At 67.3% G+C, this 22,679-nt stretch carries 25 protein-coding genes; 16 read left to right on the forward strand and 9 right to left on the reverse strand.

Going from position 1 to position 22,679, the window contains the following annotated elements; all coding sequences use genetic code 11:
- Positions 1-91 precede the first annotated feature (91 nt).
- Positions 92-1,390 (forward strand): MATE family efflux transporter, encoded by a 1,299-nt coding sequence (locus QRN63_RS23885; protein ID WP_285033455.1) that lies wholly within the window; start codon positions 92-94, stop codon positions 1,388-1,390.
- 160 nt (positions 1,391-1,550) lie between these two features.
- On the opposite strand, the gene QRN63_RS23890 is transcribed toward QRN63_RS23885, so the two are convergent.
- Entirely contained in the window at positions 1,551-2,300 is a 750-nt protein-coding gene (locus QRN63_RS23890) for an enoyl-CoA hydratase (protein WP_285033456.1), read from the reverse strand.
- A gap of 71 nt (positions 2,301-2,371) precedes the next feature.
- Between QRN63_RS23890 and QRN63_RS23895 the strand changes: the two genes are divergently transcribed.
- Both QRN63_RS23895 and QRN63_RS23900 read left to right on the forward strand, forming a co-directional pair.
- Positions 2,372-2,638 (forward strand): DUF2277 domain-containing protein, encoded by a 267-nt coding sequence (locus QRN63_RS23895; protein WP_029105342.1) that lies wholly within the window; start codon positions 2,372-2,374, stop codon positions 2,636-2,638.
- Positions 2,635-3,183, forward strand: a complete 549-nt coding sequence (locus QRN63_RS23900) for a DUF1802 family protein (RefSeq protein ID WP_285033457.1) — start codon at positions 2,635-2,637, stop codon at positions 3,181-3,183. Before QRN63_RS23895 ends, QRN63_RS23900 begins: the two co-directional genes overlap by 4 nt.
- Here the strand turns inward: QRN63_RS23900 and QRN63_RS23905 are convergent.
- Positions 3,172-4,818: a CocE/NonD family hydrolase gene (locus tag QRN63_RS23905; protein ID WP_285033458.1), complete on the reverse strand. Its 1,647-nt coding sequence runs from the start codon at positions 4,816-4,818 to the stop codon at positions 3,172-3,174. The two genes, QRN63_RS23900 and QRN63_RS23905, sit on opposite strands and share 12 nt — an antisense overlap.
- A gap of 55 nt (positions 4,819-4,873) precedes the next feature.
- Positions 4,874-5,458 carry a DUF3558 domain-containing protein gene (locus tag QRN63_RS23910; protein ID WP_267317973.1) on the reverse strand — a complete coding sequence of 195 codons (585 nt, stop codon included), beginning with the start codon at positions 5,456-5,458 and terminating at the stop codon, positions 4,874-4,876.
- A gap of 162 nt (positions 5,459-5,620) precedes the next feature.
- Between QRN63_RS23910 and pptH the strand changes: the two genes are divergently transcribed.
- Genes pptH through truB form a run of 3 tightly spaced genes read left to right on the forward strand, consistent with a single transcriptional unit; the run spans position 5,621 to position 8,126 of the window.
- Positions 5,621-6,562, forward strand: a complete 942-nt coding sequence (pptH, locus tag QRN63_RS23915) for an ACP phosphodiesterase PptH (RefSeq protein ID WP_267317043.1) — start codon at positions 5,621-5,623, stop codon at positions 6,560-6,562.
- Positions 6,562-7,227 carry a 4'-phosphopantetheinyl transferase PptT gene (pptT, locus tag QRN63_RS23920; RefSeq protein ID WP_285033459.1) on the forward strand — a complete coding sequence of 222 codons (666 nt, stop codon included), beginning with the start codon at positions 6,562-6,564 and terminating at the stop codon, positions 7,225-7,227. Before pptH ends, pptT begins: the two co-directional genes overlap by 1 nt.
- A complete protein-coding gene (gene truB / locus QRN63_RS23925) occupies positions 7,224-8,126 on the forward strand; it encodes a tRNA pseudouridine(55) synthase TruB (RefSeq protein WP_285033460.1) in 903 nt (300 codons plus the stop codon). The genes pptT and truB overlap by 4 nt, the downstream gene beginning before the upstream one ends.
- A gap of 141 nt (positions 8,127-8,267) precedes the next feature.
- Here truB and QRN63_RS23930 read toward each other — a convergent pair whose 3' ends face one another.
- A complete protein-coding gene (locus QRN63_RS23930; protein ID WP_285033461.1) occupies positions 8,268-9,212 on the reverse strand; it encodes an aldo/keto reductase in 945 nt (314 codons plus the stop codon).
- Positions 9,213-9,308: 96 nt separating this feature from the next.
- Here QRN63_RS23930 and QRN63_RS23935 point away from each other — a divergent pair, with 96 nt between their 5' ends.
- Positions 9,309-9,860, forward strand: a complete 552-nt coding sequence (locus QRN63_RS23935; RefSeq protein WP_267317047.1) for a TetR/AcrR family transcriptional regulator — start codon at positions 9,309-9,311, stop codon at positions 9,858-9,860.
- 4 nt (positions 9,861-9,864) lie between these two features.
- Here the strand turns inward: QRN63_RS23935 and mntR are convergent, their stop codons facing one another.
- Positions 9,865-10,575 (reverse strand): manganese-binding transcriptional regulator MntR, encoded by a 711-nt coding sequence (gene mntR / locus QRN63_RS23940; protein WP_285033462.1) that lies wholly within the window; start codon positions 10,573-10,575, stop codon positions 9,865-9,867.
- A gap of 80 nt (positions 10,576-10,655) precedes the next feature.
- Between mntR and QRN63_RS23945 the strand changes: the two genes are divergently transcribed.
- The 4 genes from QRN63_RS23945 (at position 10,656) to QRN63_RS23960 (ending at position 15,931) form a co-directional block, all read left to right on the forward strand.
- The gene (locus QRN63_RS23945) at positions 10,656-11,630 is read left to right on the forward strand and encodes a bifunctional riboflavin kinase/FAD synthetase (protein WP_166556330.1); all 975 of its coding nucleotides are present in this window, start codon (positions 10,656-10,658) and stop codon (positions 11,628-11,630) included.
- 90 nt (positions 11,631-11,720) lie between these two features.
- Complete coding sequence (gene rpsO / locus QRN63_RS23950; protein WP_267317050.1) at positions 11,721-11,990, forward strand: 30S ribosomal protein S15; 270 nt, start codon at positions 11,721-11,723, stop codon at positions 11,988-11,990.
- A gap of 328 nt (positions 11,991-12,318) precedes the next feature.
- Positions 12,319-14,601, forward strand: coding sequence for a polyribonucleotide nucleotidyltransferase (locus QRN63_RS23955; protein WP_267317051.1), 2,283 nt, complete (start codon positions 12,319-12,321; stop codon positions 14,599-14,601).
- On the forward strand, positions 14,579-15,931 hold the full coding sequence (locus tag QRN63_RS23960) for a M16 family metallopeptidase (RefSeq protein WP_350224470.1): 1,353 nt from the start codon (positions 14,579-14,581) through the stop codon (positions 15,929-15,931). The genes QRN63_RS23955 and QRN63_RS23960 overlap by 23 nt, the downstream gene beginning before the upstream one ends.
- Before the next feature lie 53 nt (positions 15,932-15,984).
- Here the strand turns inward: QRN63_RS23960 and QRN63_RS23965 are convergent, their stop codons facing one another.
- Together QRN63_RS23965 and ald are read right to left on the reverse strand one after the other, a co-directional pair.
- Entirely contained in the window at positions 15,985-16,542 is a 558-nt protein-coding gene (locus tag QRN63_RS23965; protein WP_285033472.1) for a DUF4334 domain-containing protein, read from the reverse strand.
- A gap of 112 nt (positions 16,543-16,654) precedes the next feature.
- Positions 16,655-17,761, reverse strand: coding sequence for an alanine dehydrogenase (gene ald, locus QRN63_RS23970; RefSeq protein ID WP_285033463.1), 1,107 nt, complete (start codon positions 17,759-17,761; stop codon positions 16,655-16,657).
- Between the two features lie 89 nt (positions 17,762-17,850).
- Here ald and aldR point away from each other — a divergent pair, with 89 nt between their 5' ends.
- A complete protein-coding gene (aldR, locus tag QRN63_RS23975; RefSeq protein WP_285033464.1) occupies positions 17,851-18,375 on the forward strand; it encodes an HTH-type transcriptional regulator AldR in 525 nt (174 codons plus the stop codon).
- Between the two features lie 14 nt (positions 18,376-18,389).
- On the opposite strand, the gene QRN63_RS23980 is transcribed toward aldR, so the two are convergent.
- Positions 18,390-18,950, reverse strand: a complete 561-nt coding sequence (locus tag QRN63_RS23980) for a TetR family transcriptional regulator (protein ID WP_285033465.1) — start codon at positions 18,948-18,950, stop codon at positions 18,390-18,392.
- 111 nt (positions 18,951-19,061) lie between these two features.
- Between QRN63_RS23980 and QRN63_RS23985 the strand changes: the two genes are divergently transcribed.
- Positions 19,062-19,988, forward strand: a complete 927-nt coding sequence (locus QRN63_RS23985) for an SDR family oxidoreductase (protein WP_285033466.1) — start codon at positions 19,062-19,064, stop codon at positions 19,986-19,988.
- Here the strand turns inward: QRN63_RS23985 and QRN63_RS23990 are convergent.
- Positions 19,985-20,887, reverse strand: coding sequence for an NAD-dependent epimerase/dehydratase family protein (locus QRN63_RS23990; RefSeq protein WP_285033467.1), 903 nt, complete (start codon positions 20,885-20,887; stop codon positions 19,985-19,987). The genes QRN63_RS23985 and QRN63_RS23990 overlap by 4 nt on opposite strands.
- A gap of 35 nt (positions 20,888-20,922) precedes the next feature.
- Here QRN63_RS23990 and dapB point away from each other — a divergent pair, with 35 nt between their 5' ends.
- Genes dapB through QRN63_RS24005 form a run of 3 tightly spaced genes read left to right on the forward strand, consistent with a single transcriptional unit; the run spans position 20,923 to position 22,587 of the window.
- Positions 20,923-21,657, forward strand: a complete 735-nt coding sequence (gene dapB / locus QRN63_RS23995; RefSeq protein WP_267317058.1) for a 4-hydroxy-tetrahydrodipicolinate reductase — start codon at positions 20,923-20,925, stop codon at positions 21,655-21,657.
- 10 nt (positions 21,658-21,667) lie between these two features.
- Positions 21,668-22,141, forward strand: a complete 474-nt coding sequence (locus QRN63_RS24000; RefSeq protein WP_267317059.1) for a tetratricopeptide repeat protein — start codon at positions 21,668-21,670, stop codon at positions 22,139-22,141.
- Positions 22,138-22,587, forward strand: coding sequence for a flavodoxin family protein (locus QRN63_RS24005; RefSeq protein ID WP_267317060.1), 450 nt, complete (start codon positions 22,138-22,140; stop codon positions 22,585-22,587). The genes QRN63_RS24000 and QRN63_RS24005 overlap by 4 nt, the downstream gene beginning before the upstream one ends.
- The last annotated feature ends 92 nt before the right edge of the window (positions 22,588-22,679 follow it).

Genomic DNA, 22,679 nt, shown 5'->3' on the forward strand with positions numbered 1-22,679 from the left:
TCTTCCTCCCGCGAGCGGCCGTGTTTGTACGCCGACACGCCGTGATTTGTGGGCATTTCGGGGCCGCTCGTCGGCCACGAGGGTGCGCATCATGACCACTGAGGTGACCGGCCGTCGCATCGCTGGGCTGGCGTTCCCGGCGCTCGGGGTGTTGGCCGCCGAGCCGATCTACCTTCTGCTGGACACTGCGGTCGTCGGCCGGTTGGGTGCGTTGCCCTTGGCCGGGCTGGCGGTCGGCGGGCTGATCTTGAGCCTGGTCGGGTCGCAGCTGACGTTCCTGTCGTACGGCACGACGTCGCGGTCGGCCCGGAGCTTCGGCGCCGGGGACCGGGCCGGTGCTGTCGGCGAGGGCGTGCAGGCCACGTGGCTGGCGCTGGCCCTCGGCGTCCTGATCGTGGCGGTGGTGCAGGCGCTGGCGCCATTTCTGCTCACGGCCATCGCCGGGCCGCGCGGCGGCATCGCCGAGACCGCGCTGCCGTGGCTGCGGGTCGCGATCCTGGCCGTACCGGCGATCCTGATGTCCATGGCCGGCAACGGCTGGCTGCGGGGCGTGCAGGACACGGTGCGGCCGCTGCGGTATGTGCTTGTCGGCGTAGGTATTTCGGCGGCGCTGTGCCCGCTGCTCGTCTTCGGGTGGCTCGGATTGCCACGGCTCGGTCTGACGGGCTCGGCGGTGGCGAACCTCGTGGGGCAGTGGATCGCCGCGGCGCTGTTCGGGTATGCGCTGCTGTCCGAACGGGTTTCGCTGCGCCTGCGGCCCGACGTACTGCGCGCGCAACTGACCATGGGCCGCGATCTGGTGCTGCGGTCCCTGGCGTTTCAGGTGTGTTTCCTGTCCGCCGGCGCGGTGGCAGCCCGGTTCGGCGCGGCCGCCGTCGCCGCTCATCAGGTGGTGCTGCAGCTGTGGAATTTCCTTGCCCTGGTGCTGGATTCGCTGGCCATCGCGGCGCAGTCGCTGGTCGGTGCGGCTCTCGGTGCGGGGGAGCCGGCGCACGCCAAGACAGTGGCGCGGCGGGTGACGGTCTACTCGGCCGCCGCGGCGACGGTGCTGGCGGCGGTGTTCGCACTCGGCTCCGGCGTGCTTCCGGCAGTGTTCACCGGAGATCACGCCGTGCGGGCGCAGATCGGCATCCCGTGGTGGTTCATGGTGGCCCAATTGCCCATCGCCGGAATCGTTTTCGCGCTCGACGGGGTGCTGCTCGGCGCCGGTGACGCGAAGTTCATGCGCAACGCCACCCTGATCAGCGGGCTCGTCGGCTTCCTGCCGCTGATCTGGTTGTCCCTGGCGTTCGGCTGGGGCCTGGCCGGTATCTGGTCCGGGCTGAGCACGTTCCTGGTGCTGCGGCTGGTGTTCGTCGGCGGGCGTGCGCTGTCCGGCCGCTGGACTTGACCAGGTCGCCCGCGAGCGTGCGTGTTTGCGCACGAAACGCCGTGGGTTCCGCGCAAAAACGTCCCGCTCGGGCTCGCCGAGCGGGACGTTCTTGTACGCCGATTGCGGAGTGTCGATGTACAAACACGCACGCTCGCCGGGGAAGCGCGAGGAACAGGTATTAGACCTGACTGCGGCCGCGCTGCATGACGGCGTCGCGGTTGGCGGCGATGTCGTTGCCGTTGGAGGCGTCCATCCACTTGCGGGCCGACGCAGCTTCGATCCAGAGGCCGGCGTCGGTCTGCGAACCGTCGATCTTGTGGTACGAGTCGAGCAGCGCCCGCACGGCGTTCTGATTGTTGCCGACGATCGAGGCCGCGACGCGGCGCGCGGTCGGGAGCAGCTCGTCGTGCGGGACCACCTCGGTGACCAGGCCGGCTCGCAGCGCCTCAGTCGCTGACAGGTAGTCGCCGGTCAGGCTCATCCGGCGGGCCAGCCCGACACCGGCCTTCTGCGGCAGCCGCACACTGAGACCCCAGGTCGGCAGCAGCCCGACGCGGGCGTGGGTGTCGGCGAACTTCGCGTTCTCGGAGGCGATCAGGATGTCGCAGTACAGCGCCAGTTCCAGGCCACCGGTGACGGCGGCGCCGTTGATGGCACCGATCACGGGCTTGGTCATGTTGGGCCACTTGGGCGAGATGTCCGGCAGGTCCGCGCCTTCGCCGAGTTCCTTGAGGTCGAGTCCGGCGCAGAACACCGGGTCGGCGCCCGTCAGGATCACCACGTCGACGTCCGGGTCTGCCTCGGCGTGGCGAAGGGCGCCGTAGAACGCATCGCGCAGCTCGTAGGACAGCGCGTTCCGGGACTTGGGCCGGTTCAGCGTCAGGGTGCGAACCCGGTCGGTGGTGTCGATCAGTAGAACGTCGGTCACGTTGGCTCCTTGCTTGGCGGTCACCCTCCGACACCGTAACTTGCGGCCCGAACGCGCCTATCGTGGAGGGCATGTGCCGCAACATCACCGAACTGCGTGGCCTGGAGCCGGCCGCCACGGCCGAGGAGATCGAGGCCGCCGCGCGTCAGTACATCCGTAAGGTGAGTGGGATCACGCGTCCCACCGCCGCCAATGTCGACGCCTTCGAAGCCGCGGTCGCGGAGGTCACGGCCGTCACCGAGAGGCTGCTGAACCAGCTGCCGGCCCGGCGGCAGCCACCCAAGACCGTGCCGCCGTTGCGGCGGCCCGAGGTGCAGGCGAGGTTGGCAGCCAAGTGAATTCGCCCGCGCTCAAGGAGTGGGGCGCGGCGGTACAGGCGCTGCTCGACGGTCGGCAGACGGTGCTGCTGCGCAAGGGCGGGATCGGGGAGAAGCGTTTTCAGGTATCGGCGCCGGAGTTCGTGTTCTTCCCGACGGTCGAGCACAGCCACGCCGAACGGGTCCGGCCCGAGTTCACCGATCTTCTGGACCGCGCCGCGGGGGACAGCACCGAAGCCGAGGTGGTACTGCGTGGCGGCGCGAAAGTCGTTGCCGCCGTGGCAGTTGAACGTCCGGAGCAGCTGGATGCCATCGCCGATCTGCACATCTGGACCGCGCGGTCCGTGCAGAACGACCGGCTGGATTTCCGGCCCCGGCACCGGCTGACCGTCCTGGTGGTGCAGGCGAAACCGCTCGTGGCACCGGTGCGGTTGCCGCGCACGCCGGATTACGCCGGCTGCCGCAGTTGGGTGGACCTGCCGGTCACGCCCGAGTGGGGCCCGCCGGTGTACGACGAGGAGGCGCTGGCCGCCGTCGCCGAGCGGGTGCGTGACTCAGTCGGCTGACAGCACGACCTTCGGGAGCAGCAGCCGGGACACCCCGCCCGCCCCGTGATGCACCGTGTGCGTCGCCGGCACCATGCGCTCACCGGAGACGACGGGCTCGCCGGTGCCGAGGTTGCGGTCATACCTCGGGTGGCAGCCGCCCGCGATGATCACCCGCAGCCGCGACCCGGCCGGGACACGGTGCGCGACCGCGTCGAGCTCGAGTCGGAGGGTCTCGGGCTCGTCCGAAGGGGTTGTGAGCCTGCGGAATCCGTCACTGACGTTGTGGGACTTGCCCTTTGCGTCGACGACGCTGAGCCGGACGAAGATGTCCCGGTATCGGTTGTCGCAGGACTGGACCAGCTCGAGCACCGGGTTGCCGACGAGGTACAGGTCGTCGACGAGCGGCTCACCGGTGAAGTCGACGACGTCCGGTCGCCGGCTCAGCGCGGAGTCCTCCTGGTAACCGGCAGCCGACGACAACAGCCGACCGCCCAACGTGGGCGTCGGCGCGGCCGGATCGAAGGTGAACCGCGACGGGGGCGCCGTGACGGCGGGCGCGGTGGCGCCGAGCCGGTGTGCGGGTTGCAGGTACAGCTCGAGTTCGGTCGCCGCCGGTGGCCAGTCCGGCATCGCCAGCCAGCCCTGCCCGTTGACCTCGACGCGCACCGCGGGCCGCTCGGGCGCGGGCGTGGTCTCGACGAGATGCGCGTCGAGCCAGGCCAGCGATTCGCGCAGCACGGTCGCGCCACCGCGGGTCATCACCTGTGTGTGGGTCCACGAGCCGATGGTGACCGCCGTCGGCACGCCGCGCGACTTCAGGCGCTGAAACTGCGTCAGGGTTTGTTCCAGGAACAGGTCCTGCCAGCCGCCGATGAGCAGCACCGGCACGTCGACCTTGTCGAGCATGTCGCTGAACGCCATCTTCTCCCAGAACGGGTCGGTGCCGTCAGGATGGCTCAGCCAGGATTCGTACCAGGGCGCCCCGGAACCGAGTAGCCGACGTGCGGCGGCCCCCGCGGGTGCCTGCGTGTGGGTACGCGCGACCAGGCGCGGTGCCAGGAACCGCCGGGCCAGCACGGCCAGCGGTGGATCTTCCTGGTGCGCCATCATGTCGCTCCAGCCCAGGAAGTTGTCGAGCGTGAATGCTCCTGTACCCCAGGTTGATTCGGCGAAATCGTGCGGGCCGACCATGATGATCGCGGCCTTCATTTCGGGCGGGGGATCGGTGAGCAGCGCCCACTGGGTGAAGCCCAGGTACGACAACCCCATCGTGGCGAAGGATCCGGTGAACCACGGTTGGTCACGCAACCAGTCGGCGGTGTCCACGGCGTCTGCGATCTCGTTGACCATCGGTTCGAAGTCGCCACCGGAGCCGAACGTGCCTCGCACACTCTGCAGCAGCACGTGATACCCGCGGCGGGCGTACGCCGCACCGAATACCGGGCCGAACGGGAAGCCGCGACCGTAGGGGCACCGCACCAACAGGGTGCCCACGGCGGTGCCGGTGGGGGCGTAGTGGCTGCCGACCAGTTCGACGCCGTCACGCATCGGGGTGGTGACGCGGCTGACGGTGTAGTCGGTTGTCGGGGGCGGGACGTCGAGGACGCGGCTCAGCAACCGGGAGCCGAGATGGGCGATTCGGGAGCTCACCATTCGGATGGTACCGATCCGTACCGGTCGGCGCCGTGGCGGCTGGGGCGGCCGGATATCAGAACTTGTAGAACGGCACCAGCTGGTTGGCGCGCTGCAGGTTGGTCTGCAGGCAGTCCGGGCGGTCCGGTGATTCGATCGGGGAGTAGAACAGCGACTGGTTGATCAGGCCGTAGCTCGTCTTGAAGGTGATCATGCAGGTCACCCACCACCGGTCATTCCAGTCGGTCGGCTTCATGATCCAGTACTGCGCGGCGCGGTGTCCGGCGATGTTCAGCTCGACGGCGTCGGCAGGCAGCGTCTGCTCGTAGGTGCGCCAGACGATCGGCTCGACAGCCATCTGATAGTTACCGGCGTCGTAGTGGCAGCGCAGGCCGTCTTCATGGTCGGGCGGGGTGAAGCCAAGGCCCATGGCGTTGATGGCGTCGAGCGGAATCTGATCGCACGGGTCGAAGGGGCTCGGGTTCGTGGTGGAGATGATCGGCGACTTGATGGTGCTGCTGATCGGGGCCATCGGGGCAGAGGTGGAGCGCAACTCCACGTTGTTGCCGCCGGTGGGCGTCACGGGGTTGGTCTGTGTGACCACCACGCCCGCCGTCACGAGCGCACACAGCGCGGACACGAGCCGCAGTTTCCCGGCCATCGCTGCCATGACACCCCTTAGATCCGAGCAATACTGCGGGGAGTCTACAAGTCGCCTGCGTCACACCGGACAGGATGGGAGAACCTGTTCTAGTTTCTCCCGCTGCGCGGGACGGTTGGCACTCCAGCGGGCGTTGCTGCCAGCCAAGTACCCTGGATTTTTGTGTCGACCCAGCCGACCCTTTGGGCAATCAGTGACCTGCACATCGGGCACACCGGAAACAAGCCGGTCACCGAGTCGCTGCACCCGGCCTCACCGGACGACTGGCTGATCGTCGCCGGCGATGTCGCCGAGCGCACCGACGACATCCGGTGGTCCCTGGACCTGCTGCGCAAGCGCTTCGCCAAAGTGATCTGGGTACCGGGCAACCACGAACTGTGGACCACCAACAAGGACCCGATGCAGATTTTCGGGAAGGCCCGCTACGACTACCTGGTCGACATGTGCGACCAGATGGGCATCGTGACCCCCGAGCATCCGTTCCCGGTCTGGACCGGCCCGGGTGGCGCGGCGACCATCGTGCCGATGTTCCTGCTGTACGACTACAGCTTCTTACCCGCGGGTACCGCGACCAAGGCCGAGGGGCTGGCGCTGGCCAAGGAGCGCAACGTCGTCGGCACCGATGAGTTCCTGCTGTCGAGCGAGCCGTACGCCACCCGGGACGCGTGGTGCCGCGACCGGCTCAACGTCACCCGCAAGAAGCTCGACGACCTGGACTGGATGGAGTCGACGGTCCTCGTCAATCACTTCCCCTTGGTGCGCGAACCCTGCGACGCCATGTTCTACCCGGAGTTCGCGCTATGGTGCGGCACCACCGCGACCAAGGACTGGCACACCCGCTACAACGCGATCTGCTCGGTGTACGGCCATCTGCACATCCCGCGCACCACCTACTACGACGGGGTGCGATTCGAGGAAGTGTCCGTCGGGTATCCGCGAGAGTGGCGGCGCCGCAAGCCATATCGGTGGATGCGCCAGATCCTGCCCGACCCCCAGTACCCGCCGGGTTACCTCAACGACTTCGGTGGCCATTTCGAGATCACCCAGGAAATGCGGGAGCACGCCCAGAAGATGCAGGACCGGATCAATTCGAGGCGGTTGTGATGACTGATGCGCTGCTCACTCAGGTGCTGCCTGACGTGGTGGCCACCGCCGAGACGTATTCCGATCCGGACGGCCTTACCCCGCTGCCCGAGGAAGAGCCGCTGATCGCGCGGTCGGTCGCCAAGCGCCGCAACGAGTTCATCACCGTGCGGCACTGTGCCCGTGAGGCATTGGGCAAGCTCGATGTGGGCCCGGTCCCGATCCTCAAGGGGGACAAGGGCGAGCCGTGCTGGCCGGAAGGAATTGTCGGTAGCCTGACGCACTGCGAGGGTTTCCGCGGCGCCGTGGTGGCCAGGTCGACGCAGGTGCGATCGGTCGGTATCGACGCCGAACCGCACGGGGTGCTGCCCAAAGGTGTGCTTGGCGCTGTTGCCCTGCCGGCCGAGCAGGACGCCGTCGCGACGCTGGAAGGCGACCTGCACTGGGACCGAATCCTGTTCTGCGCCAAGGAGGCGACGTACAAGGCCTGGTTCCCGCTGACGCACCGCTGGCTGGGTTTCGAGGACGCGCACATCACTTTCGAGCTGGATTCGTCGGGGACTTCGGGCAGGTTCCTGTCCCGCATTCTCATCGATCCGACAGCCGAGTCGGGGCCGCCGCTGACCGAATTGCCCGGGCGTTTCACCGTGTCGAATGGTCTTGTCCTGACGGCGATCTCGCTGTGAAGGAAGGTTCGCGGCCGGCCCCGCCGCCGGGGCTGGTGATCGTCGACAAGCCGGCCGGAATGACGAGCCACGACGTCGTGGGGCGGTGCCGGCGGCTGTTCGGCACCCGCAAGGTCGGGCACGCCGGGACGCTGGACCCCATGGCCACCGGCGTGCTGGTGGTCGGCATCGAACGGGCCACCAAGATCCTCGGCCTGCTGACCGCCACCGACAAGACGTACGTCGCGACCATCCGTCTCGGCCAGACCACGTCGACCGAGGACGCCGAAGGGGAAGTGCTGGAGACGGTTTCGGCTTCCCACGTGACCGACGGACAGATCGAAACCGCGGTTGCGGCGCTGCGGGGTGAGATCGACCAGGTGCCGTCGGCCGTGAGCGCCATCAAGGTCGACGGGGAGCGCGCGTACAAACTGGTTCGGGAAGGCAAGGCGCCCGAGTTGGCGGCGCGCCGGGTGCGGATCTCCCGATTCGCCATCGACGCCACGCGACGCATCGACGACTTCGTCGATGTGGATGTGACGGTGGACTGCTCGTCGGGCACCTATATCCGGGCGCTGGCCCGAGACGTCGGCGCCGCGCTCGGCGTCGGCGGGCATCTGACGGCGTTGCGGCGCACCAAGGTCGGCCGCTACGGCCTGGATGAGGCGCGCACGTTGGAGCAGTTGACCGACGCGGCGGAGTTGAGCTATTCGCTGGACGCGGCCTGCCTGCTGGGCTTTCCGCGGCGTGACCTGACCGACGACGAGACCGAAGACACCCGGCACGGGAGAGCCCTGAAGCCGGCCGGCATCGACGGCATCTACGCCGCGACGGCTCCTGATGGACGGGTCATCGCGCTGCTGGCGGACGGACCGAAACGCACCACCAGTGTCGTGGTCCTGCGTCCCGCGACGTTGTAGCAGCGTCCTCAGATCGCCCATTTGCATACCGGTTGGCATGATTTGTCGCCAGATTTGACCCGCCGGCCACGTACGATGCGCCCACGCCGACCCTGCTGTTCGCGCGCGGCGTACCACCGCAGACTTGTGAACTGAACGGCGTCAGTCGTTTTCGATCAGATGCGGTTCGGCGCCGTGCTGGTGGACGGTGTTGTCTGCGGGCACGGTGCCGATAGGGTCCAGGGTTGCGAGCGCTTCGGCATCGAGCTGAATCGCCCCAGCGGCGGCGTTGTCCTCCAGATGGGTCACTGACCGGGTCCCGGCGATCAGTAGCGTATTGGGCGAGTGTGCCAGCAGCCAGGCCAGGCCGACCTGGGCCGGCGTGGCGCCGATTCGCTCAGCCACTGTTCGCACCGAGGGATTCGCGGTGACACTGGGGAACCCCGGGAAGGCCGATCCCAGTGGGAAGAACGGAACCCACGCGACGCCCTCTTCGGCGCACAGCCTCAGGGTGTCCTCCTGTGATCGGTCCAGCACGCTGTAGGCGTTCTGGACGCAGGTGATGCCGGCCGGCAGTGCGTGCCGGACGGTGTCGACAGGCACCGCGCTGAGCCCGATGGCGCCGATCTTGCCCTCGTCGCGCAGCGCGGTCATCTCTGCCAGCTGGTCATCGATGCCGACGAGCTGATCGCGCGCGGCCCGCAGTCCCGGGCCCAGATCCAACCGGCGCAAGTTGACCACTGGAATCTGTTCCAGGCCAAGCTGTTTCAGGTCCGCCTCGACCGCCGCGCGCAGTTCCGCGGGCTTCTGGGCAGCCGCCAGCGGCGCCGGTCCGTCCGGCACGTGCACGGCGCCGACCTTGCTCACGATGACAAGGTCATCGCGGTACGGCCGCAAGGCCTGCCGGATGAGGGTGTTTACCGTTCCGCCGCCGTAGAACGATGCGGTGTCGAGGTGATTGATGCCGAGTTCGACCGCGCGACGCAACACCGCCACCGCGTCGTCAGGCGAACCGGCGTCGCCCAGTTGCATGGCTCCGTAGCCGATCCGGGCCACTGCCCGGCCGCCGATCGAGCCGAGGCCGCCGGGACATGTTGTATCGGTCATCGTCACTCCTGAAACGTGGGCGTTCTGCGATACTCGAAGAGATTCGGAGGTACCTCCGCTTAGATTGAACGTAACAGAAACGGAGGGTCCTCCGCTATGGCTGACGCTATTCGCGCCGATGCCCGTCGCAACCGGGAACGCATTCTGGATGTGGCGGCGCTGGCTTTCGGCACGGCCGGAGGTGCCGTGTCGCTCGAGGCGATCGCGCGCGACGCCGGCGTCGGCATCGGCACGCTCTATCGGCATTTTCCCAGCCGTGAGGCGCTGGTCGAAGCGGTATACCGCGCCGAATTGGCGGAGGTGGCCGCGACGGCCCAGGAGCTGTTACGTACCCATCCGCCGGTCGAGGCGCTGCGGCTGTGGATGGATCGCTATGCGATGTTCGTGGCAGCCAAGCGGGGCATGGCCGAATCACTGAGAGCGATCTTCGATTCTGGTGCGGTGACGGCGGGAGACACCCGGGCCGGGATCGTCGGCGCGGTAGGCGCACTGCTCGCCGCCGGCGCCGCCGACGGGAGCCTGCGCACGGACGTGCCGGCCGATGACGTCGTCACCGGACTGCTCGGCATCATGCTCGCCTGTGCTTCGCCCGAGCAGTGCGGCCGGATGTTCGACCTCCTGATGGCCGGTCTGGTGACCACTCGCTGATCGGCTAGGCGACGACCCAGATCGCTTCTGCCGCTGGGTTGCCCAGGTCGACGGTTGTCGTGTCGTCGTTTACGGCGTCCGCGGCCGTGACCGCCACGGAGATCATCCCGGCGAAGTCTCGCCGGGCCACCACGCGAAGGTGTGAATCGAGCGTGATCCCCACGCTGTCGAAGTATCGCAGCATCTCGGGGTCGTGATCGGAAATCCGGGCCACCGTGCCGGCGTCACCGTCCGAGCACGCGGACAGCTGCCGGGCGGGGGGAGTCGGCACCTGGCCGTCGGCCGCGGGAATGGGGTCCCCGTGGGGATCGCGGGTGGGGAAGCCGAGCTTGGCATCGATGCGGTCCAGCATCCGGTCCGACACCGCGTGCTCGAGCACCTCGGCTTCGTCGTGTACCTCGTCCCAGCCGTAGCCGAGTTCGCGCACCAGGAACGTCTCCATCAACCGGTGGCGGCGGACCATGGCCAGCGCCGCGCTGCGGCCGATGTCGGTCAGCGTCACCGCGCCGTACTTCTCGTGGTGCACCAGACCCTGGTCGGCGAGCTTGCGGATCGACTCCGACGCAGTCGACGCCGACACCCCGATGCGTTCGGCCAGCATTTTCGTGCTGACCTTCTCGCGCGACCACTCCTGCGCGGTCCAGATGACTTTGAGGTAGTCCTGGGCAACCGGGGATAGATCCGGCGGGTTGCCGCCGTCTTCTGCAGGACTCACACCACAAAGTTTAGGCAATCGTCACCTCATCCGGGGATCTCACGGTGCCTGCCGCGGCGGCGCGCCGTAGGCTTGCGGTCGTGCAACGCTGGCGTGGGCAGGACGAGATCCCCACGGACTGGGGCCGATGTGTGCTCACCATCGGGGTGTTCGATGGCGTACATCGTGGACATGCAGAACTGATCAGTCACGCGGTGAAGGCGGGTCGGTCCCGCGGAGTACCCACCGTGTTGATGACCTTCGATCCGCATCCGATGGAAGTGGTCCTCCCGGGCAGCCATCCGGCTCAGCTGACGACGCTGACGCGCCGGGCCGAACTGGTCGAGGAACTGGGCGTCGACGTCTTCCTGGTGATGCCCTTCACCACCGACTTCATGAAGCTGACCCCTGAGCGCTACGTGCACGAGCTGCTCGTCGAGCGCCTCCATGTCCTCGAGGTCGTGGTGGGCGAGAACTTCACCTTCGGCAAGAAGGCCGGCGGCAACGTGCCGCTGCTGCGCAAGGCCGGCGAGCGCTTCGGCTTCGCCGTCGAGGGCATCTCGCTGGTGGCCGAACATCACCAGGCCGAGACGGTTACGTTCTCCTCCACCTACATCCGGTCCTGTGTGGACGCCGGCGACATGGCGGCCGCGACCGAGGCGCTGGGCCGGCCGCACCGTGTGGAGGGCGTCGTCGTCCGTGGCGACGGCCGCGGGCGCGGGCTCGGCTTCCCGACGGCGAACGTCGCCCCGCCGATGCACTCGGCGATCCCCGCCGACGGCGTCTACGCCGCCTGGTTCACCGTCCTGGGGCACGGTCCTTCCGTGGGCACCGTGACGCCGGGGGAGCGCTACCAGGCCGCGGTGTCGGTGGGGACCAATCCGACGTTCTCCGGCCGCACCCGCACAGTCGAGGCCTTCGTGCTCGACACCGAGGCAGATTTGTACGGACAGCACGTGGCGGTCGATTTCGTCTCGCGCATCCGCGGCCAGGAGAAGTTCGATTCGGTGGACGACCTGATCGTGGCCATGGACCGCGATACCCAGCGAGCTCGCACGATTCTGGTTCCGCAGTAGCTTCCTGATAAACTGCCCGATGCGCGTGCTGCAGTTCGCGGCGGCCGCGCCCTCGTTGTTCTTCGCGGACCGAATTGATGGAGTTGTTTCGTGGCACTCACTGCCGAACAGAAAAAAGAGATCCTGGGTCAGTACGGCCTGCATGAGACCGACACCGGTTCGCCGGAGGCTCAGGTCGCCCTGCTGACCAAGCGCATCTCGGACCTGACCGAGCACCTCAAGGAGCACAAGCACGACCACCACAGCCGTCGTGGCCTGCTGCTGCTCGTCGGCCGTCGTCGCCGGCTGCTCAAGTACGTCGCTCAGGTCGACGTCGCGCGGTACCGTTCGCTGATCGAGCGTCTGGGTCTGCGTCGCTGACGCACCACTGATTCACTCCCATCGCCAGGTCTGCTCCGGCAGGCCTGGCGATGGGCATTGGTACGGGTAGTAACATAAAACTGTTTTGGGCCCAGCGCCCAGGACGTCGGAACGTCACACAGCGTCCGCCTGAACCTCGTGGGGCGGTCTTCGGTAGTGGCTGCCGGGGCATGACCCCCGGCCGCTTCGATCGACGGCCGTCAGCAGTTAGCGGGATGGTTTTCGGGTTTTCTGGATGCGCGCGTGTGACGATGCGACAGCTGTAACAAAGAGGAACCAGAAAACGGAACCCGCATAGGGCGGGCCCAGAGAGGTTATTGCGACATCCATGTCTGCAGTTGAAATTGAAGAGGGCGTGTTCGAAGCAACCGCCGTCATCGACAACGGGAGCTTCGGCACCCGCACCATCCGCTTCGAGACCGGCCGCCTGGCACGTCAGGCCGCCGGCTCTGTCGTCGCCTACCTGGACGACGAGACCATGCTCCTGTCGGCCACCACGGCCAGCAAGACCCCGAAGGATCACTTCGACTTCTTCCCGTTGACCATCGACGTCGAAGAGCGCATGTACGCCGCGGGCCGCATCCCCGGCTCGTTCTTCCGCCGCGAGGGTCGGCCGTCTACCGACGCGATTCTGACCTGCCGCCTGATCGACCGGCCGCTGCGCCCGTCGTTCGTCTCGGGCCTGCGTAACGAGATCCAGGTTGTCGTCACCGTCCTGAGCCTGGACCCCAAGGATCTGTACGACGTGCTGGCGATCAACGCCGCATCGGCGTCGACCCAGATCTCGGGTCTGCCGTTCTCCGGCCCGGTGGGTGGCGTCCGCGTCGCCCTCATCGACGGCCAGTGGGTCGCGTTCCCGACCGTCGAGCAGCTGGAAAACGCTGTGTTCGACATGGTCGTCGCGGGTCGCGTGGTCGACGGTGACGTCGCGATCATGATGGTCGAGGCCGAGGCCACCGACAACGTGATCGACCTGATCGCCGGTGGCGCCGGTGCTCCCACCGAGGCCGTGGTGGCCGAGGGTCTGGAGGCCGCCAAGCCGTTCATCGCCGCACTGTGCAAGGCGCAGCAGGAGCTGCACGACGCCGCCGGCAAGGAGACCGCCGAGTATCCGGTGTTCCCGGACTACGCCGACGACGCCTTCCAGGCTGTGGCCGCCGTGGCCACCGACGCGCTGTCGCAGGCGCTGACCATCGCCGGCAAGCAGGAGCGCGACGATCGCACCGACGAGATCAAGGTCGAGGTGCTCAACCGGTTGGCCGAAACCTACGCCGGCCGCGAGAAGGAGATCGGCGCGGCGTTCCGCTCGCTGACCAAGAAGCTGGTGCGCCAGCGCATCCTGACCGACCACTTCCGCATCGACGGCCGTGGCATCACCGACATCCGGGCCCTGTCGGCCGAGGTCGCCGTGATTCCGCGGGCGCACGGCAGCGCGCTGTTCGAGCGCGGCGAGACCCAGATCATGGGTGTCACCACGCTGGACATGGTCAAGATGGCTCAGCAGATCGACTCGCTCGGTCCCGAGACCAGCAAGCGCTACATGCACCACTACAACTTCCCGCCGTTCTCGACCGGTGAGACCGGTCGTGTCGGTTCGCCGAAGCGCCGCGAAATCGGCCACGGTGCGCTGGCCGAGCGGGCCCTGATGCCGGTGCTGCCGAGCATCGAGGAGTTCCCGTACGCCATCCGTCAGGTGTCGGAAGCGTTGGGCTCCAACGGTTCCACCTCGATGGGTTCGGTCTGTGCCTCGACCCTCGCGCTGCTGAACGCCGGTGTGCCGCTGAAGGCCCCGGTCGCCGGTATCGCCATGGGCCTGGTGTCCGACGAGGTCGACGGTGAGACCCGCTACGTCGCGCTGACCGACATCCTGGGCGCCGAAGACGCCTTCGGCGACATGGACTTCAAGGTCGCCGGTACCAAGGAGTTCGTCACCGCCCTGCAGCTGGACACCAAGCTGGACGGTATCCCGTCCAAGGTGCTGGCAGGTGCCCTGGCCCAGGCCAAGGACGCGCGTCTGACCATCCTCGACGTGATGGCCGAGGCCATCGACGAGCCCGACGAGATGAGCCCGTACGCGCCGCGCATCACCACCATCAAGGTGCCGATCGACAAGATCGGTGAGGTGATCGGGCCCAAGGGCAAGGTGATCAACCAGATCACCGAGGAGACCGGTGCGAACATCTCCATCGAGGACGACGGCACCGTGTTCGTCGGCGCCTCGAACGGCGAGGCGGCACAGGCTGCGATCGACAAGATCAACGCCATCGCCAACCCGCAGCTGCCGAAGATCGGTGAGCGGTTCCTCGGCACGGTGGTCAAGACCACTGATTTTGGCGCCTTCGTGTCCTTATTGCCGGGCCGGGACGGTCTGGTGCACATCTCCAAGCTCGGCAAGGGCAAGCGCGTCGCGAAGGTCGAGGACGTCGTGAACGTCGGCGACAAGCTGCGCGTGGAGATCGCGGACATCTCCGCCGACAACCGTGGCAAGGGTCAGAAGATCTCGCTGATCCTGGTAGATGAAGACGGCGCAGCGGCTGCGGATTCGAACGCCGCCGACGCTGGGTCCGAATCGGAGACTGCACCGGCAGATGCCGCGCCTGCAAACTCCTAGTAAGAATCTGCGCAACGGCCGGGGTCCTGCAGCAACTTCGCTGCAGGCCCCGGCTGCTGTGCGCAAGACCAATCTCCCGGGTGGGCTGCGGGTCGTCACCGAACACCTGCCGCACGTGCATTCGGCGTCGGTGGGCGTGTGGGTCAACGTCGGTTCGCGCGACGAAGGCCCCAGTGTCGCCGGGGCCGCGCACTTCCTGGAACACCTGCTGTTCAAGTCGACTCCGACGCGCTCCGCTGTCGAGATCGCCCAGTCGATGGACGCCGTCGGTGGTGAATTGAACGCGTTCACCGCGCGTGAGCACACCTGCTACTACGCGCACGTGCTGGACAGCGATCTCGGGCTGGCCATCGATCTGGTGTCGGATGTCGTACTCAACGGCCGTTGTGCCGCAAGCGATGTCGAGCTGGAACGTGACGTGGTGCTCGAAGAGATCGCCATGCGCGACGACGATCCCGAGGACACCCTCGCGGACGTCTTCCTCGGCTCCATGTTCGGCACACATCCGGTGGGGCGGCCGGTGATCGGCAGCGTCGAATCGATCACGTCGATGACCCGGGGTCAGCTGCACTCGTTCCACGTGCGCCGGTACACGCCGGACCGGATGGTGGTCGCCGTCGCCGGAAACGTCGACCACGACGAGGTTGTGTCCATGGTGCGCAAGCACTTTCGGCCGCATCTCGTGCGTGGCCGCAAGCCCGTGCCGCCGCGCAAGGGGACCGGCCGCGTACCGGGGACCCCGACGCTGCAATTCGTCAAACGTGACTCCGAGCAGGCCCACATGTACCTGGGTGTGCGCACGCCGGGCCGCAACTGGGAGCACCGCTGGGCCCTGTCGGTGCTCAACACCGCGCTCGGTGGTGGGCTGAGTTCCCGGCTGTTCCAGCAGATCCGGGAGAACCGCGGCCTGGCCTATTCGGTGTACTCCACGATCGACACGTTCTCCGATGCCGGTGCGCTGTCGGTGTACTCGGCGTGCCTGCCGGACCGCTTCGACGAGGTGGTCCGGGTGACCACCGACGTGCTGGAAGATGTTGCGCGCGAAGGCATCACCGCCGACGAGTTGCGCATCGCCAAGGGTTCGATGCGTGGCGGTCTGGTGCTGGGCCTGGAGGATTCCGGTTCCCGGATGCACCGCATCGGACGCGCCGAGCTGAACTACGGCAACCACAAGTCGATCTCGGACACCCTCGCGTCGATCGACGCGGTGACCCTCGAAGAGGTCAACACGGTTGCACGCGACCTGCTGACGCGGCCTTTCGGTGCCGCGGTACTCGGGCCGCAGTCCAAACGCTCACTGCCAAAGCAGCTGCGCGCCATCGGCCAGTAGGGATTTGTGCACGATTTTCCGCGCTGACCGCGGATTATCGTGCACAAATCACCTCAACGGCTGAGGCGCAGCGAGTTGTCGCGGCGCAGCACGAAGAAGTACGGCTGGGCTTGGCCGCGCAGGTCCATGGCACCCAGGACGGCGTCGTCGGACAGCTTGCGGAACACGTCGTTGATGGGCAGCTGGTCGTAAACCATTGTCGCGGTGTCGACTCCGCGGTAGCGCGTGGTGCGCAGCCGGGCCTTGGCCGAACGGGCCTGCAACAGCGGCCGCAGGGCGGCGATGGGCTTGGCCACTGAAAGTCGGTGCAACGCCGGCATTTTGGCGGCAAGTCCGACGCCGGAGAACGCCAGGGCCGGGTTGAGCGGCCACAGCGCCTCGCCCGACGCGTCGGGAAACAGCAGCGGATGCACCGTCTCACTGTCGACGAACTGCTTGCCCCACCAGCCGCTGGCTTCCAGCAGTCCGTCCATCGGATGTCCGGTGGGTACTTCTGCGCCGTGCCAGGTGCCGATCATGAAGTCGGGTTCGACGGCCGGCGCGGCATCGAAGATCTCGAGGGCTTCGGCCGTCGTGGACGGCGGGGCGGGCAACAGTTCCTGCAGGAGCATGGTCACGACGATACTTGACACGTGTCAAGAATGGCAGTGCGGGCGGGCGGAAAGTCATCGCCCGGCCAGCGCGACACTGCGCTGACCGGGCGATGGGTATCGGGTTCGTGGGTTACAGCGCGACGCGGCCGAGCGGAATGTCGAGGTCCGCGGCGACCTGGCTGCACAGCAGCTCACCGTCGTGCGTCGACAGGCCCTTGGCCAGCGCGGCGTCGTCGCGGCACGCCGCCTGCCAACCCTGGTCGGCGAGCTTGAGCACGTACGGCAGCGTCGCGTTGGTCAGCGCGTAGGTCGACGTGCGCGGCACGGCACCGGGCATGTTGGCCACGCAGTAGAAGACCGAGTCGTGCACGGCGAAGGTCGGGTCGTCGTGCGTGGTGGGCTTCGAGTCCTCGAAGCAGCCACCCTGATCGATCGCGATGTCGACCAGTACCGAGCCCGACTTCATGTGGGCCACAGTCGAATTGGTCACGAGCTTCGGCGCCTTGGCGCCGGGGACCAGCACCGCGCCGATCACCAGGTCGGCCTGCTTGACGGCGTCTTCCAGGTCCAGGCTCGAGGAGTACCGGGTGTGGATCCGCCCGCCCCACTCGGCGTCGATCCGGCGCAGGGTATCCAGGTTGACGTCGAACACGGTGACCTGCGCGCCCATGCCGCAGGCGATCTGCGCCGCGTGGAAGCCCGCGGTGCCACCGCCGATGACGACGACGTTGGCGGGGGCCACGCCGGGCACGCCGCCCATCAGGACGCCGCGGCCGCCGTGGCTGCGCATCAGGTGGTAGGCACCGACCTGGGCCGACAGTCGGCCCGCGACCTCGCTCATCGGGGCGAGCAGGGGCAGGCGGCCGTCGGCAGTCTGGACGGTTTCGTAGGCGATCGAGGTGGTGCCCGACGTCAGCAGGGCGTCGGTGCATTCGCGCGAGGCGGCCAGGTGCAGGTAGGTGAACAAGGTCTGGCCCTTGCGCATGCGGTGGTACTCGGCCGCGATGGGTTCCTTGACCTTGAGGAGCAGGTCGGACTGCGCCCACACCTGGTCCGCGGTGGTGACGATCTGTGCTCCGGCGGCCTTGAAGTCGTTGTCCGCGATCGCAGATCCTTCGCCGGCTCCGGCCTGGATCAGGACCTCATGGCCGTGCTTGATCAGTTCGGCGACGCCGGCCGGGGTGATGGCCACCCGGTACTCGTTGTTCTTGATTTCGGTCGGGATACCGACGTGCATCTGGGGTTCTCCTCAGGGCGGATCAGGTGATGCCCTAAGTGTGAATAAACGTCGATTGACCTGCAATATCTATGATTATAATTCTCAATATGGCACCCTCAGTTGAACGATCTTCGAAATCGGCGGTCCAAGAGGCCTCCCGGCCGAAGGATGTTCAGCCCGTTGAACTCGACGACGTCGACCGGCAGATCGTGACCGCGCTGCACGCTGACGCGCGCATACCCAACAGTGCGTTGGCGGAGCTGGTCGGGATTGCCGCGTCGACCTGTCACGGCCGCGTCCGCCGGTTGCAGCAGCTCGGGGTGATCCGCGGTTTCCATGCCGATATCGATCCCGCGGCCATCGGCTTGGGCCTGCAGGCGATGATCTCGGTGAGCCTGCAATCGGGGGCGCGGGCGCGCATCCGCGACTTCATCGCCCACATGCGGCGCCTGCCGCAGGTGATGGACGTCTACTTCCTGGCCGGCGCCGACGATTTCATCCTGCACGTCGCCGCGCGCGACACCCCGCACCTGCGTGCGTTCGTGGTCGAGCACCTCAATGCCGATGCGGACGTGGCCGGCACTCAGACGTCCCTCATCTTCGAGCATCTGCGGGGTGCGTCGCCGCTCTGATCGGTTGTCGCGGATCAGGATTGGGTCGCGGCCCGGAGTTCGGAGAGTGTCTCGCGAATGTGCTCGGCGAGGCTGCTTTCGGCCGGATCGGTGAGCCAGTGCTCGAATGCCACCTTGAACACCGCGACGCCGGTCTCGGCCACCAGGCTCGCCACGGGGTCGGCGACGCCGCGGCGGCGTAATGCGTCGCAAATGGTGGTCGCCAGTGATGCGAGTTTGATGAGTTCGCGTTCTTGCAGGCTGGGGTTGGCGGCGATCACGGTCTGGCGCCGGCGGGCATGTGGGCGACGGTCGGCGAAGAAGCCGGACAGTGATTCCAGCGCCGCGGCGACGGCGTCGAGTGGTGCGGCGGCTGCCGGTGCGTCGTCGATGGCGGCCTCGAGGGCATCGGCGAGCTCGCGGCCACGGAACAGCACCTCGCGTTTGTCGGCGAAGTGCCGGAAGAAGGTGCGTTCCGTGAGGCCTGCTCGGGCGGCGATCTCGGCAACGGTCGTCTCGTCGAAGCCCTGCTCCAGGTACAGCTCCAGGGCGGCCTGCTCCAGGCGGCCCTGCGCATTCGGTTCCCAACGGCCCACGGGCGGATTGTAGGCGATGTCAGTGACTGTCACCACGAGTGATGACAGTCGCTGACATGAGGTGTACGTTCGGTGATGTCATGGACTGACATCACATGAGGAGCTGAAACCATGCGCATATTCGTCACCGGCGCCAGCGGGCACATCGGGTCCGTCGTCGTCCGCGAGCTGCAACAGGCGGGTCATCAGGTCACCGGACTGGCCAGGTCGGACGCCTCGGCGAGCGCCCTGGAAGCCGCCGGCGCCCAGGTGCATCGCGGCTCGCTCGATGATCCTGACGATCTGGCCGCCGCGGCTGCTGCCGCCGACGGTGTCATTCATCTGGCCTTCAAGCACGACTTCTCCAATTACGCCGACTCACTTCGGTCGGACCTGCGGGCAGTCGAGGCCATGGGAGAGGCCCTGGCGGGCTCCGGCAAGCCGTTCGTGAACACCTCGGGCACGCTGATGCTGGCGTTCGGTGAGTCGGGCCGGCTCGGTACAGAGGACGCCGAGGTCGATCGGTCGGGCCCGCGGGTCGCATCCGAACTCGCCACTCTGGCGCTGGCCGACCGCGGCGTGCGGTCATCGGTGATCAGGCTCGCGCCGACAGTGCATGGGGACACCGATCACCACGGCTTCATCCCCAGCCTCATCCAATTCGCCGGTGCGGCAGGACGATCCGGATATCTGGGCGACGGCTCGAATCGGTGGCCCGCGGTGCACACCGTCGATGCCGCGCGGCTCTATCGGCTGGCAGTGGAGTCGGCGCCGGCCGGCTCGGTGTTGCACGGGGCGGCCGAACAGGGCATCGCCTTCCGCGATATCGCGCAGGCCATCGGGGATGGTCTGGGTCTGCCGGTGCAACAGATTCCGGCGGACGAGGCGTCAGCGCACTTCGGTTTTCTGGCCGGCTTCGCCGCGCTGGACAACCCGACATCCAGTGAACGGACGCGGGCGTTGCTCGGCTGGGAACCCGTGCAGCCCACCCTGCTCGACGACCTCAAGGCCGGTCACTACTTCGAGAACCTGCGGGAAACGCCACCGCTCTGGGCCTAGCGGCTGACGAGCTCCGGGTGGAACTTGGTCACCAGCCGGCGGATGCCGTCGCGCCAATCGACCCTCGTGCCGCCGATCAGCTCGTGCATGCGGGTGGTGTCGGTCGGACCGCCGCGCAACGCGTTCGGGTCCTCGGTGAACACCGGCTCACGGCCGACCAGCTCACCGATGTAGGCGCACCATTCCTGCAGGCTGACGGTCTGATCGCCGCACCAGTTCACCGTGGTGGCCGGGACCGACGCGACGTCCAGCAGCTTGGGCAGGGTCGCCAGGATGTCGTCTTCGTGGATCGGGTTGTATTGCGCCGGACCACCCGGCGGCACCGGGATCGGGATGCCGGCCAGGATCATCTCCATCTGGTAGTACGGCCAGCCGCCGTTGTCGCCGTAGGGCACGTTGAATCGGGCGATGGTGGCCGGGAGATCCAGCGCGCGCGACATGGTGCGCACCACCGTCTCGCCGGCGATCTTGGAGATCGAATAGGTGGGGAAGAGGTGCTTGTGGTTGTCGCCCAGCGCCGCTGATTCGGAACGCGGCTCGTCGCCGGGCGGGTCGTACACCGCGGCCGACGAGGTGTGCAGGAACGCCTTGGCGTCGCGACAGCGCGCCATCAGCAACCCCACCGACTCGGCGTTGGCCGCGAGGTCCTTGTCCCACCGGCCGGTCTTGGCCACCGCCAGGTTGACGACGTAGTCGAAATCAGTTGGCAGAGAACTGAAGTCACCGGCCGCCAGGTTGACCGCGGCGCACCGGACGCCGGCCTGTTCCAGGTTCTGTTTGGCCTGCGGGTTGTTGAACCGGGCGACGCCCCACACCTCGTTGTCGGCCGCCAGCGCCGTGGCGATCGGGGTGGCCACCTGGCCGGTGACTCCGGTGATGAGGATCTTGGCGCCGCGCATGGGGCTGATAGTAGGGGGCCGCTAGGGTTGATCATATGCGAGTCGGAGTTCTGGGTGCCAAGGGCAAAGTCGGTGCGACCATCGTCGAGGGTGTGGAAGCCGCCGACGATCTGACGTTCACCGTCGGCGTCGACGCCGGTGACGAGCTGACCCTGTTCACCGACAGTGACACCGAGGTCGTCGTCGACTTCACCCACCCTGACGTCGTGATGAACAACCTGAAATTCCTCATCGACAACGGTATTCATGCTGTCGTCGGGACGACGGGCTTCACCGCGGAGCGCCTGGCCCAGGTTCGCGAGTGGGTCGCCGCCAAGCCGGGCGTCGCGGTGCTGATCGCGCCGAACTTCGCCATCGGCGCGGTGCTGTCCATGCACTTCGCCAAACTGGCCGCCCCGTTCTTCGAGTCGGCCGAGGTCGTCGAGCTGCACCACCCGCAGAAGGCCGACGCGCCGTCGGGCACCGCCACCCGCACCGCCCAGCTGATCGCCGAGGCACGAAAAGGCTTGCCGCCCAATCCCGATGCCACCAGCACCGGTCTGGAAGGCGCCCGCGGCGCCGACGTCGACGGCATCCCCGTGCACTCAGTCCGGCTGCGTGGTCTGGTGGCGCACCAGGAGGTGCTGTTCGGCACCCAGGGCGAGACGCTGACCATCCGGCACGACAGCATCGACCGCACGTCGTTCGTGCCGGGCGTGCTGCTCGGTGTCCGTGAGGTCGCCAAGTACCCCGGGCTGACCATCGGCATCGAGAAGCTGATGGGCCTCTGACGAGTCCGTCATGACCAAACCGAGCTCGCAGGTGCTGCGCATCCAACTGGTCGTGGCCTTTTTGTGCGTGGCGCTGGTGGTCTACTTCTGGATCATGGGCCGCTCCGGCGTCATCCTGATGAAGTCCGGTGAACCCGCCGCGATCGGGCTCGGCATCGGCATCTTCGTGCTGCCGCTCATCGGCCTGTGGGCCATGGTCGCCACCTTGCGGGCCGGGTTCGCGCACCAGCGGCTGGCCCGGCTGGCCCACGACGAGGGTGTCGAACTCGACATCAGTGACCTGCCCAAGCGTCCGTCGGGCCGCATCGAACGCGACGCCGCCGACGCGCTGTTCGAGACAGTCCGCGACGAGGTCGAGGCCGCACCAGAGGATTGGCGCGGCTGGTACCGGCTGGCTCGCGCGTACGACTATGCGGGGGACCGCACCCGGGCCCGCGAGACCATCCGCAAGGCTGTCGCGCTGGAAAAGTCATCACGAGTATGAAACTCCTTGTCGTGCACCACACTCCGTCTCCGAACTGCCAGGAGATGTTCGAGGCGGTGCTCGCCGGGGCGACCGATCCCGAGATCGAGGGCGTCGACGTGGTGCGCCGGCCGGCGCTGACGCTGTCCGCGGCCGACGTGCTGGAAGCCGACGGCTACCTACTGGGCTCGCCGGCGAACCTCGGCTATATGTCGGGTGCCTTGAAACACGCGTTCGACCAGATCTACTACCCATGCCTGGACGCCACGCGTGGCCGGCCGTTCGGTCTGTGGTTGCACGGCAACGAGGGCACCGAAGGCGCCGAGAAGGCGGTCACGTCCATCACCACCGGGCTCGGTTGGACGAAAGCGGCTGAGTACGTGGTGGTTTCGGGCAAGCCCAGCAAGGCCGATCTGGAGGCGTGCTGGAACCTGGGGGCTACGGTCGCCGCGACGTTGATGGGCTGACCGGGCAGGCGAGCGTGAGGGATATGCAGAGAATCGTCGCCTTCGATTCAAGGGTCTAGTGCAACAGCTCCTACCTGGGGAGTTGTTGCATG

The sequence above is a fragment of the Mycolicibacterium sp. lyk4-40-TYG-92 genome (assembly GCF_030209435.1).
GTDB lineage: Bacteria > Actinomycetota > Actinomycetes > Mycobacteriales > Mycobacteriaceae > Mycobacterium.

Coding starts and splice junctions, on each gene's coding strand:
- QRN63_RS23885 (WP_285033455.1), top strand. CDS start 92: ATGACCACTGAGGTGACCGGCCGTCGCATCGCTGGGCTGGCGTTCCCG.
- QRN63_RS23895 (WP_029105342.1), top strand. CDS start 2,372: ATGTGCCGCAACATCACCGAACTGCGTGGCCTGGAGCCGGCCGCCACG.
- QRN63_RS23905 (WP_285033458.1), bottom strand. CDS start 4,818: ATGGTGAGCTCCCGAATCGCCCATCTCGGCTCCCGGTTGCTGAGCCGC.
- QRN63_RS23910 (WP_267317973.1), bottom strand. CDS start 5,458: ATGGCCGGGAAACTGCGGCTCGTGTCCGCGCTGTGTGCGCTCGTGACG.
- pptT (WP_285033459.1), top strand. CDS start 6,562: ATGACTGATGCGCTGCTCACTCAGGTGCTGCCTGACGTGGTGGCCACC.
- QRN63_RS23930 (WP_285033461.1), bottom strand. CDS start 9,212: ATGACCGATACAACATGTCCCGGCGGCCTCGGCTCGATCGGCGGCCGG.
- QRN63_RS23935 (WP_267317047.1), top strand. CDS start 9,309: ATGGCTGACGCTATTCGCGCCGATGCCCGTCGCAACCGGGAACGCATT.
- QRN63_RS23955 (WP_267317051.1), top strand. CDS start 12,319: ATGTCTGCAGTTGAAATTGAAGAGGGCGTGTTCGAAGCAACCGCCGTC.
- QRN63_RS23960 (WP_350224470.1), top strand. CDS start 14,579: ATGCCGCGCCTGCAAACTCCTAGTAAGAATCTGCGCAACGGCCGGGGT.
- QRN63_RS23965 (WP_285033472.1), bottom strand. CDS start 16,542: ATGCTCCTGCAGGAACTGTTGCCCGCCCCGCCGTCCACGACGGCCGAA.
- ald (WP_285033463.1), bottom strand. CDS start 17,761: ATGCACGTCGGTATCCCGACCGAAATCAAGAACAACGAGTACCGGGTG.
- aldR (WP_285033464.1), top strand. CDS start 17,851: ATGGCACCCTCAGTTGAACGATCTTCGAAATCGGCGGTCCAAGAGGCC.
- QRN63_RS23985 (WP_285033466.1), top strand. CDS start 19,062: ATGCGCATATTCGTCACCGGCGCCAGCGGGCACATCGGGTCCGTCGTC.
- QRN63_RS23990 (WP_285033467.1), bottom strand. CDS start 20,887: ATGCGCGGCGCCAAGATCCTCATCACCGGAGTCACCGGCCAGGTGGCC.
- dapB (WP_267317058.1), top strand. CDS start 20,923: ATGCGAGTCGGAGTTCTGGGTGCCAAGGGCAAAGTCGGTGCGACCATC.
- QRN63_RS24000 (WP_267317059.1), top strand. CDS start 21,668: ATGACCAAACCGAGCTCGCAGGTGCTGCGCATCCAACTGGTCGTGGCC.
- QRN63_RS24005 (WP_267317060.1), top strand. CDS start 22,138: ATGAAACTCCTTGTCGTGCACCACACTCCGTCTCCGAACTGCCAGGAG.